This is a genomic window from Gordonia crocea (assembly GCF_009932435.1).
Classification (GTDB): domain Bacteria; phylum Actinomycetota; class Actinomycetes; order Mycobacteriales; family Mycobacteriaceae; genus Gordonia; species Gordonia crocea.
Window position 1 is genome coordinate 371,450 of the sequence record NZ_BJOU01000001.1, and the last position, 13,256, is coordinate 384,705.

Genomic DNA, 13,256 nt, shown 5'->3' on the forward strand with positions numbered 1-13,256 from the left:
GGCCCCCTATCGGGACGAGAGACTACCGCATGCGCGTCAGGCCTGCGGATCGGGTCAGTCTGACGGGGGGAAAGCCAGGGAGATCAGCAAATGGGTGAGGAGATCGACGATCTCGTCGCGCGGCGGACGAGGGTCGCTGGTACCCCAACGGAACACGACGTGGGTCAGCGCCCCGATGAAAGCCGTTGCGGCATAGTCGAGTTCGTCGCGTTCACGGTCAGTGACGGCGGTGACGGTGGCGATGAAGAACTCCGCCCACACCAGGCGGCCGACTCGTCGTCGTTCCTCGACCCGCTCACCGATGCCACCGACCTCGGTGAACGAAATGCGGGTCCACCGCGAATCGGTGGCGACCGCCGACATGTAGGCGGACATCGCGGCGTGCGCGAGCGCCGGCAAATCGACCTCTCCGCCCGTGGCCTTCGCCATCTCGGCGCCCACCGCCGTGCTGACCTCCTCGCGCGCAACCGCTTGGATGTGCTCGTACAGCTCGAGGAGTAGATCTTCGCGATTGTCGTACAGCTCGTAAAACTGGCGGCGGCTCAGACTCGTCGCGGAGCAGAGATCGGCGACGGTGGTCTTGGCGAAACCGACCGTGCCGAACAATTCGATGCCGGCATCCCAGAACCGCTGACGGCGCTCGGCGCGGCGGTCGGAGACCGTCCGCCCACCGTAGGAGCGCTCCGGGGCGGACTCAGCTTTCGATGCGTTCGGCACGAATCTCGTGGCCCTTCGACGTCAGGCACCGGCCCGACCCCAGATCCCACTGCCAACCGTGAAGGTTGCAGGTCAGCTTGTCGCCCTCGATCACGCCGAACTTCTCCAGGTCGGCCTTCAAATGCGGACAGCGGCGCTGCATCTCCCAGCCGTCCTTGCGGATCGAGGCCGAGTCGTCGTGGGCCTCGGCGAACCAGCCGTCGGCGTAGTGGATCCGCTCCTCGGTGAGGCACTTGAAGAACGTGTAGAGGAACTCGTTGTACCCGCCGATGCGCCAGGTGGTGAAGCGGGTGGAAAGGAAAACGGTGTTCACCCAGTCCGGCTCGTTGTCGCGCAGCACCGTGCGCACGAGCTCCGGGGCGATCCGGAAGCCGTAGCGGTATTTGCCGTCGCCGTCCTCGCGCATCCGGACCGTGCGGTTGGGGAAGTCGAGCACAAAGGTCTCGTCCCCGACCACCAGTCCGACCGGGTAGCCGATCCCGTCGGAGATCAGGTCGGACTCCTTCATGATGGGCTCGAAGGTCTCCTTCAGCTGCGGCAGCAGCGGCTCACCCGTCGCCGGGGCCCAGGTGGCCTTCTGCGCTGCGATGATCGGCGCGAACTTCGCCTTCATCCGCTCCAGATAGCCGGCCTTGTTCTTGCCGAACACCTCTTCGGGTGGGTACGGGTGACTGATCTCCACCAGGTCCGAGCCGGTGAGCGTCACTGCCGACCCGGAGACCATCATGAGCCCGCGGTGCTTCTCCCCGTCGTCGGTTCCGTGGGTCTTCATCTGTTCGAGGAACTCGGCCTGGTCGGGGAAGATGCTCGCCTGGTCCGACTCGCTGCCGGTGTTGAAGTCGTTGAGCACGAACAGGTCGTCGTCGAGGAACATCGGTGGTCCCGCCGATGGCACCACCCAGGTGGCCCCGACCTGTTCGATGTAGGAACGGGCCCGGTCCATGCCGCGCTGGCGCTTCTGCTTGGCGAAGTTCGCCTTCGACTTGCGGGGGATGTCGTAGACCATCGGGTACCAGATGGCGCCCGAGTATTGCAGCAGGTGGATGTCGACGTGGCCGAACTCGTCGGCGACGACGTCGAGGTCGATCGGCCGCGCGTCGTTCATGTTGAAGCAGGTGGTCTCGCCGTCGGAGACGATCAGGCCGGAGTCGCCGATCGGTCCGTCGGCGGGGGCGCGCAGGGCGATGATCATGACGTCCAGATCGCCCTTGGGTCCGCTCACCCGGTGCTTCTGCGAATCGACGGTCTCGACGAATTTCGTGAATCCGAGACGTTCGAGGTCGCGTCGCAGATCCGGCACCGGGTAGTCGGGGAGGAGGACGGTCGCGTCCTTGTTGACGTTCTCGATGAGGTTGCGCTCGTCGTAGTGGTCGCGGTGCAGGTGGGAAACGTAGAGGTAGTCGCAGTCGCCGAGGGTCTTCCAGTCCAGTTCGGTGTTGTCCGGGAACGGGATCCACGACGCGAAGTAAGCCGGGTTGACCCAGGGATCACACAGGATAGAACCCGCGTTGGTCTGGATGTGGAAACCGGCGTGGCCGACGCTGGTGATCTGCAACTGCTTGCCTTCCGAACGAGTGGGGCTGGGAGACCCGTGTCGCCGAGCCGTCCACTCTCAGGATAAACGTCCCCCCTCGCGGAACTCGATTCCACGAGGGGGACCTTGGTCTAACCGGCGGTGACACCGGATAGGACTAGCGGACTGACGCGGCGGCGAGCATCTGGTTGACCCGCCGGCCGGCTTGCCGCAGCCCGGTGATCGCGCGGGCCGGATCGGCGGCGACACGTTTCGCGGTGGCCAGCGCACTCGCGGGCGCGGGCGCGGCGGCGGGACGGGGTGCGGGAGACCCGTCGCGGTGATGACGGACCCGCTGGTTGTGCCAGCGGGCCTCGCTCATTCCGTCCTCATAGCCGGTCGCCGCGCCGCTGATTCCGCCGACTCCTCCGCCGATGCCCGCACCGATGGCGGCGCCGATGCCCGCACCGATGGTCCCGCCGACGACGGCGCCGACGATGGCGCCGAAGACGGGCAAAAGGAGGCCGGCGACGACCATCCCGACCACCATTCCGCCGATTCCGCCGATCACTGCGCCGGCGGCCGCGCCCCACAGCGCACCCAAGCCGGCCTGGGTGGCGGCGAGGTCGGCGGCGCTGCGCGACGCGAAGTCCTGCTCGTTGAGGTACCCGTCCTTCGGGTTGCCGGTGGGTCGGTCCGCGACCGGAATGACGACCGGTGCGGGTGCGGCGGGCCCGGCCATCCCGATCGGCGCGGTCGAAACGACCACGTACCGCTGGCCGTTGAGCACGGCGGCCGGCACGGCCGTTGCGGGGCTGTTCGTCGTCACCGCCGGTCCCCGGTTCTGCGCGGCGCTGCCAATCCCGCTTGCTCCAGCGGCAGACGGGACGATCAGGGTGGCCGCCGTGGCTGCGCTGATCAGGCCGACAACAAGGCCGGCTGTCCGTGCGCGGTTCACCGCGGCTGTCGATGCGGCGGTGGATTCGGGGTTCACCGCGGCGGCACCGGAATGCCGAACGCGCGGGCGAAAGCGCGCTTCGCGTCGTCGATCGCACGGTTCACGTGCGGCGGTGCGGTGACCTTGGGAACCTTCCGCAGCGCGGGGCTCGGCATCGGTGCCGCCGCGGTGTGCGGGGCAGCCGCGCGCGGACGCACCGAGACCCGGGCCGCCACCGGCTTGCCGCCGTTCTTGCGGACCGCGTCGTTGTGCGCGCGGGCCTGGTTCTGCCCGTTGATGTAGCCGCTCACCGCGCCACCGACGGCACCCCAGACCGCTCCGGTGATTGCGCCGGAGATCGCACCGGGGATCGCACCGAAAGGGAAGCCAAAGATGAAGCCGAGGACCCCGCCGGCGATCACTCCGACCAATGCTCCGATCGCGGCGCCCTGGCCGGCTCCGACCGCAGCCCCCTGCCAGGCAGCCTGCTGCTCGTTGACATAGCCCTGCTTGACCGGCACCCGGCCGGGCAGCTCGATGGTTCTGGCGGCGGGGTCAACGACCATCACCACCGGTTGCGGTGCTGCCGGGCCGGCCATGCCGACCGGAGCAGTCATAACCAGGACGGCCTGCTTGCCCGACGAGGCTGGCACGATCGTGGAGGTGTCGAACTGGGGCATCGCCCCGGTCCGGGGCATGGTTGCGGCAATTGGGCCGACGGTCGCCGCACCGGAGGCGGTCGGGGCCAGCAAGGTCGCAGCGGTCACGGTACTGAACAGGCCGATGGCGATACGGGTGGGAATCACAGGAAGGCGCATAGATAGACAGCGTAGCCCGATTGCGCGACGAGGCTAAGCTTGCGCGCATGGAACCCGTCTACGACAGCATCATTGCGGCGGCGCGCACGTTGTGGGCCGTGCAAGGCATCAAATTCAAGATTTCGGGAGTGGAAAACGTCCCCGAGTCCGGACCGGGTGTGGTGGCGATCAACCACACCGGATACCTCGACTTCACCCTCGCCGGAATCCCGGCCTTCCTGCAGGGCAAGCGCAAGGTCCGCTTCATGGCCAAGAAGGAGGTCTTCGACAACAAGATCTCCGGCCCGCTGATGCGCGGCTGCAAGCACATCCCGGTGGACCGGACCGCCGGAGCCCAGAGCTACCAGGCGGCCGTGGAGTACCTGAAGGCCGGCGAACTCGTCGGTGTCTATCCCGAGGCGACGATCAGCCGCAGCTTCGAGATCAAGGAGTTCAAGTCCGGGGCCGCGCGGATGGCGCTCGAGTCCGGTGCCCCGATCATCCCGACCCTGATCTGGGGTGCGCAGCGGATCTGGACCAAGGGCCATCCGAAGAACCTGGGCCGGTCCAAGACCCCGGTGGCGATCGGTGTCGCCGAGCCGCTGGAGGCCACCGGGTCGCCCGAGGCGCTGACCGCCAAACTGCACGACGTCATGGTCGCCAAGCTCGACGAACTCAAGGAGCAGTACATCGAGCTGAACGGCCCCTACCCGGCCGGCGAGTTCTGGGTCCCGGCCCGCCTCGGCGGCGGTGCGCCGACGCTGGCGGAGGCGACCGCACTCGACGACGCCGAGCAGGCCGAGCGGATGGCGCGCAAAGCCGAGCGCGAGGCGAATCCCGACGCCTGACCCGCTCCACCCGACGCCTGACCCGCTCCGCGTCGGGCTGTTAGAGCGGGAGGCGCGAGTCCACCTCGATTCCGGCGCGGACCAATGCGGCGACGATTTGCAGCGATCCCCGTCGCGGTAGTGCGGCCAGTTCCGAGGAGCGGCGCGGCAGCTCCCGGTGCTGCCCGTCGAGCATGGCGCGGATGACCGCGAGTGCGGCACGACGGTGGGAGTCCAGGGCGCTGTGGCCGACGCCGGGTAGTTCGACGAGGGCTGCCTGCGGGATCAGCCCGGCGATGCGTGCCGAGATCGGCGGCGGCGTCACCAGGTCCCGACTACCGGCGATCACCGCGGTCGGCCAGGTGAAGGCCGGGATCGCGTCGGGGAGGAACACCGGCTCGCCGACGAATTCCTCGTCGGTGTGGTCGGCGAATGCCTCGACCGGGTCAAGGGGAAGCCCGTCGGGATTGTGGGCGTAGCCGAGCTCGCGGTAGGAGATCCCCGCGACGAGGTCCGGTTCCATGACGTAGGGGTTGGTCCCGTCGATCTCGGCCCGGCCGAGATGGGCGATCCGCCGCCACACGATCCGCGCCCGCCCTCGTCGTCGGGCATCGACCAATCGTCGCAGCACGTCCGACCCTGCCATGTCGTAGACCGAGGTGACCACATGGCCCAATTCCGCCGAATCAACCGTGTCGGAGTGCACGAGTGCGCGGATGGCGGCGGGCACGGGACCGGGTCCGTCAAGGAGGAGCCCGCGACGGTAGGCGCGGGTGGTCGCCAAGTCGTCGACCACCGACAGGATCGGCGAGTCCAGCACCATCGAGGCGACCCGTTCCGGGTGTCGGACGCCGAACATTTGCGCCAGGTACGTGCCATACGAACTGCCGTAGATCACCGCCCGGCTGATCCCGGCGTCGTCGAGGACGGCGGCGAGATCGTCGACGGCCGCGGAGATGGTCACCGTCGACACCGGCAGCTTCGTGCCGCCGACGTCGAAGCGTGACAGGCCGACCCCGCGGTGCTCCATCATCACCAGGTCCAGGCCCTGGTCGGCGGCCTCTCGGCGCAACGCCCGGTAGGGAAGGGTGCTGGCCAATCCCGGGCCACCCGGAATCACGACGATCGGCACGTCGACTCGGGGGCCGGTGCGCAGGTAGGCGATGTCGACGTGGGTGTCGCCGGCCGGGCGGCGGACCCGGCCACCGCCGCGCCCCAACTCGCGTTCGGCGAGTCGGTTCAGGAGGCGCACGGCGCCGGGTCTGTCGGCCATCACAATCCACAGTAGTGAGGCGCGCCCGCCTCGGACGCCGATAGCCTGGCCTTGGGAAGGGGGACCGATGACCGACACCGACGCGCAGGCCGCGATCACTGCGGCCGATATCCGCCCCGTCCTGGGCCGCGCCGGCGGGCTCGTCGGGATCGTGGTCCTGCTTGCGGTCGCGCTGCTGTCGATCTGGGACCAGCGCCCACCGGCCCCGGCACCGGTCGACGCGCCGCCGACACAGTTTTCCGCCGAGCGCGCCCTGCGGCTGATCGACGAGATCGCGGTGCGGCCACACCCGGTGGCGACCGCCGAGCACGCGCGGGTGCGCGACCGCCTCGTTGCCGAGTTGGTGACACTCGGCCTGGCGCCGACGGTGCACCGGTCGACGGGAATCCCGCCCGCATCCATCGACAAGCTCACCGGGCTGGTCCCGGTCTCGCGCGTCGACAACATCGTCGCGGTCATCAACGGCACCAACCCGACTGGGAAACTCGTCCTCGCCGCGCACTACGATTCGGTGCCTTCGGGCCCCGGGGCCAACGACGACGGCGCCGGGGTGGCCGCCGTGCTCGAGGTCGTCCGCGCGCTGAAGCAAGCCGGCCCGCCGCGCAACGACGTCGTCGTGCTCCTCACCGACGGCGAGGAGATCGGCCTCTTGGGCGCCGAGGCGTATGTGCGCGATCATCCCCTCGGTGCCGGACGGGCCGTGGTCCTCAACCACGAAGCCCGGGGATCGTCGGGTCCGACCGTCATGTTCCGCACCAGCCCGGGCGCGGCCGCCCTGACCGGGCTCTACGCCGACGTCGTGCCCCATCCGGCCGCCGACTCCACCAATGCGGCGGCCTTCCGGGTCTTGCCCAACCTCACCGACTTCACGGCGTTCGAGGACGGCGGTTTCGCCGGTCTGGACTCGGCCTACGTCCGTGGGAGTGCCTATTACCACTCGCGCGCCGATATGCCGGCGAATGTCGGGCGGGGCTCGCTGCAGCAGATGGGGGAGAACTCGTTGGCCGTCGCCCGGGTGCTGGCCGGCGCCGACCTGGTTCGCTACAGCCCGGCGCGGGATGAGGCCCGCGGCCCGGACACGGTGTACTTCCGGATCCCGCCACGGACCCTGATCCACGTCGACGCGCGGTGGGCGTGGGTGCTTCTCGTCGTCGCGGTTGTCCTCGCCCTTGGGGTGATCGGCCTGTCGCGGATCCGGGGGATGACGACGTGGTGGACGGTCGTGGTGGCGGCGGGCGCGGTGGCGCTTCTGCTCGTCGCGACGGTGATCGCGGGTCTGGCCTACTGGTGGGTGCTGACCCGGATTCGGCCGGAGTTCGCCGTCCTGCCCACCGCCACCCCGTGGAACCCGTTCTGGTTGCAGCTCGGCGCGGTTGCCGTGGCGGGGGTGGTGACGGCGTTCTGGTACCCGGTGGTCCGCCACTTCGGGGTGTGGACGCTGTGGTGCGGGGCGCTGGTGGTCTTGACCCTGGTCGGCGTCGCGGCGGTTGCGGTGTGGCCGCAGATGGCGCCCGTCTTGGTGCCGGCTCCGTTCGCCGCGCTCGGGGGATTGGGTGCGGTGGCGCTGGGTACGCCGATGCGACGGGCTGCCGCGCTCACCGTAGGGCTGGTCCCGACTGCGGTCCTCCTGGCGGCGGTCGGCTGGGGCACGTTCGATCTCGGGCTTTCGTTGGGGATGGTGGTGGCGCTGCCGCTGATCATGCTCTCCGTTGTGTTGGCCCTGCCGTTGCTGGCCTTGCCGTTCCGGACTCAGACGTTGCCGGCGACCGGGCTGAAACGCCCGTGGCTCCCATCGATCCGGTTCGGCGCGCCCACGGCGGTGGCGGTGATCGCGGCAACCGTGCTTGGGATTGCGGTCAATGCTCCCGGTGCCGGCCACATGACGCCGACGCGGCTGTCCTATGTCCTCAACGCCGACACCGGCCGCGCGCAGTGGGTGGTGCCGGTGGGCGGCGATGCGCCGCGGTCGGTGGATTCCTGGGCGGCCGGCTACGTCGGCACCGAGGAGGTGCCGATCCCGGTCCCCGACCCGGCCGGGTCGTCGGCCCGGGTGGGTCCGGCCCGTGCGGTCGACCTCGCGGCGCCAACGCTGCGCGTCGTCGGGGATTCGACGTCGGGGACGGTGCGGACGGTGCGGGTGGCGGTGGCGTCCCCGCGCGGTGCCGAGGGGATGATCCTGGCCGTCGACGACGCGGATGGCCGGGTGAAGCGGATGGTGGCGGCGGGCCGCGAGGTGGTGCCGAAGCCGGGGCACGGGATCGTCGGCGTCCACCTGTTTGCCATGCCCGGCCCGGTGGAGGTCGAGTTGGCCTTCACCGCCGGGGCGCCGCTGCGGGTCCGCCTCGCCGATGTCGACCGCCTGCCCGATGCGCTTGCGGAATTGCCGGGCTTCTCGCCGCCGCCGGACCGCTACTACCTGGGCCACAGTCGTCGCACGGTGGTCATCGACCGGCGCTTGTGACCGCGCCGATGGTGGTGGTCGCGGTAACCTGAGCCTGCCTGGAAGGAGTCCCGATGGAGCCGGTGTATCGCACGCTCGAGCTGATCGCCGTCGGTTTGCGGGGGTCGCAGGGGCTCAAGATCGACTACCGGGGCTCCGACCACATTCCGACCACGGGTGGGGCGGTCCTGGCGATCAACCACACCGGGTTCTTCGACTTCCTCCCCGTCGCACTGGGGGTGAAGGCCCGCGGCCGGCGTATCCGCTTCATGATCAAGTCCGAGATGATGGACATCGCCATCATGCGATTCCTCATCACCCACACCGGCACGGTTCCGGTGGACCGGTCGGCCGGCCACGAGGCCTATGAAAGCGCGGTCGAGTCGCTGCGCAACGGGGAGCTGCTCGGCGTCTACCCGGAGGCGACGATCAGCCGGAGCTTCGAGATCAAGGAACTGAAGTCGGGTGCGGTCCGGATGGCCGCGGCGGCCGGCGTGCCGGTCATCCCGGTGATCTGTTGGGGAGCCCATCGCGTGTGGACCAAGGGCGGGATCCGGACGTTGGGGCACAAGCGGTTTCCCGTCATCGTCGAATACGGTGCACCCATCGACGTCTCCGACGTCGACTCCCGTTCCACCGCCTCGGTGGAGGCGAAGGTGTCTGAGTTGCGTGACACGATGGTGGCAATGCTGCATCCGATTCAAATGGAATACCCGCACCCGGCCGGCGAGCCGTGGGTGCCGTCGCTCCTGGGTGGTTCGGCGCCGACCTTCGCCGAGGCCAAGGTCATCGAGGACGAGGAGGCCGCCCACAAGGCGGCGGCTCGCGCGGCCAAGCGCGAGTCGGGCCGCGGGTGAGCGGGGCCGATCGCAGGTTGCTCGTACCGTCGCTCATCGCCAGCGACGTCGACGGCACCCTGCTCGACGACGAGAACAAGGTGACGGCGGCGACGGTGGACGCGGTCACCGCCGCGACCCGCGCCGGCGTCGACCTGGTGCTCGCGACCGGACGCCCGCCGCGCTGGATCGCCGAGGTGACCGATCAACTCGTCGTGCCCGAGGACCTGGTGGCGGTCCGTCCCGGTGGCTCGCTGGTGCGCTATGCGGTGTGTGCGAACGGGGCCATCGTCTACGACGTGGAGAACGACCGCGTCCTGCATGCCGCCGAGCTGGACGTGCCGCGGCTGCGCAAGCTGGTGGAGGTCCTGGCGGAGGTGCTGCCCGAGGCCGGGCTGGCCGCCGAGCGGGCCGGGGCATCGGCGCATGACGCGGCGACCCGGCCGTTTGTCGCGACCAACGGTTACGAGCACGCGTGGCTCAACCCGGACCACGAGCTCGTCGACGACGCCGACATCTCCGACGCGCCGGCGGTGAAGCTGCTGGCGCGGGCGCCGCGGATGCGCAGCGAGGACATGGCCGAGATCTTGACCCCGGCCGTCGGCGACCTTGCCGAGGTCACCTTCTCCACGAGCAACGGACTGGTCGAACTGTCGGTGCCGCAGACACACAAGGCCGCGGGGCTGGCCCGGCTCGCGCAGGTCACCGGCCTGTCGACCGACGCGGTCCTGGCCTTCGGTGACATGCCCAACGACGTGGAGATGTTGCGCTGGGCCACGCACGGGGCCGCGATGGCCCACGGCCATCCGGCGGCCATCGCCGCCGCCGACGAGGTGGCGCCGACGAACAACGACGACGGCGTCGCGGCGGTGGTCAGCCGCTACTTCTGAGCGGTGGCATCAGCCCGCTCGGACTGCCCGTTGAACTCGTGACCGGGTTGTGACCGTGCGCGCTTGTGACTCCCTGTGCGTCGCCACTACAGTCACATGAGTCCCATTAGTCACAGGATTGCGGTCGGCGCGGAAGGTCAGTCATGCGACAGGTTCGGAGCAAGATCGTGTCCGCGGTCCTGGCGCCGGTCATCGTCGTCGGTGGAGTCGCGGCGGTCGCCGTCACCACCAAGACGGTGCGCATCGAGCTGGCGGCCGGCGCCGACGTGACGTTGACCGGCAAGGGTCACGGCCACGGTCGCGGCATGGGTCAGTGGGGCGCGTTCGGCTATGCGAAGAAGGGTTGGCCGGCCGACAAGATTCTGCGCCACTATTACGGCGGTACCACCGCGGGGAAGGCGGACAAACCCGAGGTCTCGGTGATTCTCACCAAGCAGTCCTCGGTGAATGTGCGCGCGGACGCGCCGATGCGAGTCGGTGGCCAGACGGTGGCCCCCGGTCAGGCAGTGCGCCTGTCCGGGGCCACGGCCACCATCACATCGGGGTGCAACGGTGCCGTCGTGAAGTCGGTGCCACTCGGGCCCAACCCCTTCGTCGATCCGATCAACCCGGCCCCGAGTCGGCCCGGCAATGAACTGTTGCGCTTCTGCGGCAGCAACGCCGCCTACCGCGGCGGGCTCGGCCTGGTCGGCGGCAGGGTCGTCAACCGCCTGCACATCGATGACTACGTCAAGGGCGTCATCCCGCGGGAAAGCCTGCCGAAATGGGCCGACGAGGGCGGCGGCGAGGCGCTGAAGGCCCAGGCCGTGGCTGCGCGGACCTACGCGCTGGCGGCGCTGGCCAAGGGTAAGAAGATCGACGACACGATGAACTCCCAGGTCTATGGCGGTGTCGCGGGCGAGGATCCGCGGACCAACGCAGCCGCCGACGCGACCGCCGGGAAGATCCTGCTCGCCGGCGGTGGCCCGGCATTCACCGAGTTCTCCGCATCGACCGGCGGCTACACCGCCGGTGGGAACTTTCCGGCCGTGACCGACGAAGGCGACACCGTCTCCCCGGCGCACAACTGGACCGCCACGGTCAGTTCGGGAAGCGTCGGTCGCGCCTTTGGCGTCGGCGTCCTCAAGGCCCTCGAAGTCACCCAGGCCAACGGGCTCGGCCCGGCCAACGGCCGCGCGCTGAAGGTGAAGGCCGTCGGGTCGGGCGGGACCAAGGAAGTCACCGGCGAAGAGGCCCGCAGCTTGCTGAAGCTGAAGTCGTCGTGGTTCTCGATTGCCGGGCAGACCACCCGGCCGCAGATCGTCGCCCCGCCGACCGGGCCCGGGGCCGGCATCCTCGGGCCGTTGGAGAACCTCGACCTCGGATCGCTGCTGCGCGGCATCACCGACAACGTGAAACTCGACAAGGGTGCCATCGACAGACTGCTTGGCGCCGCCGGAAGCGCATTCGCGGCCAAGCAGGTGTCCCTCGGCGGTCCGAAGTCGCCACTGGGTCAGCCACTGGGTGTCCCGGAGCTGACCGATGACGGCCAAGCGGTCACGCAGCGCTTCAGCCGGGGCACCATGTTCTACACCCAGAAGACCGGCGCCGTCGCCATGACCAAGCGCGGACTCAAAGCGTTCGACGCCCGCGGCGGTGTCGTCGCGCTGGGCTACCCGCAGGCCGACGCGCTCTAGGCCGAGGCGATCGATTCCTCCGCTGCTGACAGAAATGGCCAAAAATAGGCCCCTCGAGGGCAATATGCCCTCGACCCCCTCGGATTCGGCCGTTTCTGTCAGCTGACTACCGGTAGCGGCAGGCGAAGAAGTAGAACTGGCCGTCGCGCTGCACCGCGTACTGCATCGTGGTCCACAGTCGGCCGTTGCGATCGGGCATCGAGCCACGGTGTCGCGCCAAGTCGTCGGTCAGTTTTGCCGGCAGGCCCACCTCCCGGATGAACGGCAGCGCGGGAAGGGTCCCGGTGGCGAACCACGGTTCGACGTCGGGCTCCTGGTCTCCCGCGCCGTACAGCAGACAGCGCCCGGCGGGAGCAGTGCCGTCGGTGAAGGTGATCGACGTGAGTGCGAGGGTCCAATCCGGGATGCCTGACATGGCGGTGCACGTTTCGCTGGCGATTGCGTCCTCGCGTTTGGCGATCTCGTGCGGGTCCTCGTCGGGGGTGGCCGCGACGCCCCCGGTCGCCGGGATCACCTGCTGGCCGGTGGCCGTGTCGAGGATGCGGATACCGCCCTCGTCGTCGACGAGTTGCAGGTCGGAGCCGACGGGCAGCGACCACATTTCGATGAGCGCCGGTTCGAGGGCGCAGACGTCGTTGTAGTCGACGATCTCCCAGCAGCCCTCGCTGCTCAGGTAGGCCTCATCGTCGATGTGGCTCATGATGCGCCAGCCGTTGTCGACGGGATCCTGCGAATCCTCCCGGACCATCCAGCGCACGCGGCCCCGCCGGGACGTGACGTTGGTCGTCGCCAGGCAGGCGCCGGCATTCGGGATGAACTCGGTGTAGGCCATGGGGCCGATCCTAGAGTCGTCGAACCACGTGCGGCTATCGTGACCGATATGGGTGATGTGAACGGGCAAGTGAGCGGCTCGATGTGGAAGTACCTGTGGTGGTTCATCGGCGGGGCCGTCGGCCTCAGCATTCTGTGGGCCGTGATGGACGCGATTCTGCCCGGCGACTCGGGCGGTACGACGACGGCGGGCGGGGTTCTGGTGCCGTTCCTGTCCGCGAATATCGCCGTCGACCGTTTCGTGGCCAACCACATGCGCGTGCCCGACAAAGCCGAGCGGTGGTGGTTGGTGCTGTGGTCCTTCGGCGCGCTGCTGGCGTGGTCGGTGATCGGCTTCGTGGTCCTGGCAGTCCTCGGCGTTTTCGAGGGCGTCGATACGGGAGTGTTCGCGGTGATCCTGGTGGTCGCGGTGGCGGTGACCTTTCTGTCGGTCTGGGGCGGCTACGCCTTCTGGCCCAAGCGCGTCCTGCGCAACCACGAACGACAGGCGCAGCGCCGCGCCACGAAGGCCGACTGACG

12 protein-coding genes are annotated in these 13,256 nt (G+C 69.2%); 6 read left to right on the forward strand and 6 right to left on the reverse strand.

The annotated features are described in order from the left end of the window. Nucleotides 1-54: 54 nt before the first annotated feature. From nbrcactino_RS01735 to nbrcactino_RS17975, 4 genes are all read right to left on the reverse strand, one after another. Nucleotides 55-717: a TetR/AcrR family transcriptional regulator gene (locus tag nbrcactino_RS01735; RefSeq protein WP_161925800.1), complete on the reverse strand. Its 663-nt coding sequence runs from the start codon at nucleotides 715-717 to the stop codon at nucleotides 55-57. After that, entirely contained in the window at nucleotides 695-2,272 is a 1,578-nt protein-coding gene (locus nbrcactino_RS01740; RefSeq protein ID WP_161925801.1) for a Rieske 2Fe-2S domain-containing protein, read from the reverse strand. The genes nbrcactino_RS01735 and nbrcactino_RS01740 overlap by 23 nt, the downstream gene beginning before the upstream one ends. A gap of 136 nt (nucleotides 2,273-2,408) precedes the next feature. Then, nucleotides 2,409-3,059, reverse strand: coding sequence for a hypothetical protein (locus nbrcactino_RS01745; protein ID WP_161925802.1), 651 nt, complete (start codon nucleotides 3,057-3,059; stop codon nucleotides 2,409-2,411). A gap of 161 nt (nucleotides 3,060-3,220) precedes the next feature. Continuing rightward, nucleotides 3,221-3,985 carry a hypothetical protein gene (locus tag nbrcactino_RS17975; RefSeq protein WP_186343285.1) on the reverse strand — a complete coding sequence of 255 codons (765 nt, stop codon included), beginning with the start codon at nucleotides 3,983-3,985 and terminating at the stop codon, nucleotides 3,221-3,223. Between the two features lie 47 nt (nucleotides 3,986-4,032). On the opposite strand from nbrcactino_RS17975, the gene nbrcactino_RS01755 reads away from it, so the two are divergent. Continuing rightward, nucleotides 4,033-4,812 (forward strand): lysophospholipid acyltransferase family protein, encoded by a 780-nt coding sequence (locus nbrcactino_RS01755; protein ID WP_161925803.1) that lies wholly within the window; start codon nucleotides 4,033-4,035, stop codon nucleotides 4,810-4,812. Nucleotides 4,813-4,852: 40 nt separating this feature from the next. Here the strand turns inward: nbrcactino_RS01755 and nbrcactino_RS01760 are convergent, their stop codons facing one another. Beyond that, nucleotides 4,853-6,064: an alpha/beta fold hydrolase gene (locus nbrcactino_RS01760; protein WP_161925804.1), complete on the reverse strand. Its 1,212-nt coding sequence runs from the start codon at nucleotides 6,062-6,064 to the stop codon at nucleotides 4,853-4,855. Between the two features lie 67 nt (nucleotides 6,065-6,131). On the opposite strand from nbrcactino_RS01760, the gene nbrcactino_RS01765 reads away from it, so the two are divergent. From nbrcactino_RS01765 to nbrcactino_RS01780, 4 genes are all read left to right on the forward strand, one after another. Next, the gene (locus nbrcactino_RS01765) at nucleotides 6,132-8,525 is read left to right on the forward strand and encodes a M20/M25/M40 family metallo-hydrolase (RefSeq protein ID WP_161925805.1); all 2,394 of its coding nucleotides are present in this window, start codon (nucleotides 6,132-6,134) and stop codon (nucleotides 8,523-8,525) included. Between the two features lie 53 nt (nucleotides 8,526-8,578). Next, on the forward strand, nucleotides 8,579-9,361 hold the full coding sequence (locus nbrcactino_RS01770) for a lysophospholipid acyltransferase family protein (protein ID WP_161925806.1): 783 nt from the start codon (nucleotides 8,579-8,581) through the stop codon (nucleotides 9,359-9,361). Continuing rightward, nucleotides 9,358-10,230 (forward strand): HAD-IIB family hydrolase, encoded by an 873-nt coding sequence (locus tag nbrcactino_RS01775; protein ID WP_228460619.1) that lies wholly within the window; start codon nucleotides 9,358-9,360, stop codon nucleotides 10,228-10,230. The genes nbrcactino_RS01770 and nbrcactino_RS01775 overlap by 4 nt, the downstream gene beginning before the upstream one ends. A 143-nt stretch (nucleotides 10,231-10,373) precedes the next feature. Beyond that, a complete protein-coding gene (locus nbrcactino_RS01780; RefSeq protein ID WP_161925807.1) occupies nucleotides 10,374-11,906 on the forward strand; it encodes a SpoIID/LytB domain-containing protein in 1,533 nt (510 codons plus the stop codon). Between the two features lie 106 nt (nucleotides 11,907-12,012). Here nbrcactino_RS01780 and nbrcactino_RS01785 read toward each other — a convergent pair whose 3' ends face one another. Continuing rightward, entirely contained in the window at nucleotides 12,013-12,738 is a 726-nt protein-coding gene (locus nbrcactino_RS01785; RefSeq protein WP_161925808.1) for a DUF2185 domain-containing protein, read from the reverse strand. Between the two features lie 48 nt (nucleotides 12,739-12,786). Between nbrcactino_RS01785 and nbrcactino_RS01790 the strand changes: the two genes are divergently transcribed. Then, the gene (locus tag nbrcactino_RS01790; protein ID WP_161925809.1) at nucleotides 12,787-13,254 is read left to right on the forward strand and encodes an ABZJ_00895 family protein; all 468 of its coding nucleotides are present in this window, start codon (nucleotides 12,787-12,789) and stop codon (nucleotides 13,252-13,254) included. Nucleotides 13,255-13,256 lie beyond the last annotated feature (2 nt).

Bases quoted from the DNA above. Each gene is read 5' to 3' on its own strand.
- nbrcactino_RS01790 (WP_161925809.1), top strand. From the start codon at position 12,787: ATGGGTGATGTGAACGGGCAAGTGAGCGGCTCGATGTGGAAGTACCTG.
- nbrcactino_RS01760 (WP_161925804.1), bottom strand. From the start codon at position 6,064: ATGGCCGACAGACCCGGCGCCGTGCGCCTCCTGAACCGACTCGCCGAA.
- nbrcactino_RS01755 (WP_161925803.1), top strand. From the start codon at position 4,033: ATGGAACCCGTCTACGACAGCATCATTGCGGCGGCGCGCACGTTGTGG.
- nbrcactino_RS01785 (WP_161925808.1), bottom strand. From the start codon at position 12,738: ATGGCCTACACCGAGTTCATCCCGAATGCCGGCGCCTGCCTGGCGACG.
- nbrcactino_RS01765 (WP_161925805.1), top strand. From the start codon at position 6,132: ATGACCGACACCGACGCGCAGGCCGCGATCACTGCGGCCGATATCCGC.
- nbrcactino_RS01770 (WP_161925806.1), top strand. From the start codon at position 8,579: ATGGAGCCGGTGTATCGCACGCTCGAGCTGATCGCCGTCGGTTTGCGG.
- nbrcactino_RS17975 (WP_186343285.1), bottom strand. From the start codon at position 3,985: ATGCGCCTTCCTGTGATTCCCACCCGTATCGCCATCGGCCTGTTCAGT.
- nbrcactino_RS01780 (WP_161925807.1), top strand. From the start codon at position 10,374: ATGCGACAGGTTCGGAGCAAGATCGTGTCCGCGGTCCTGGCGCCGGTC.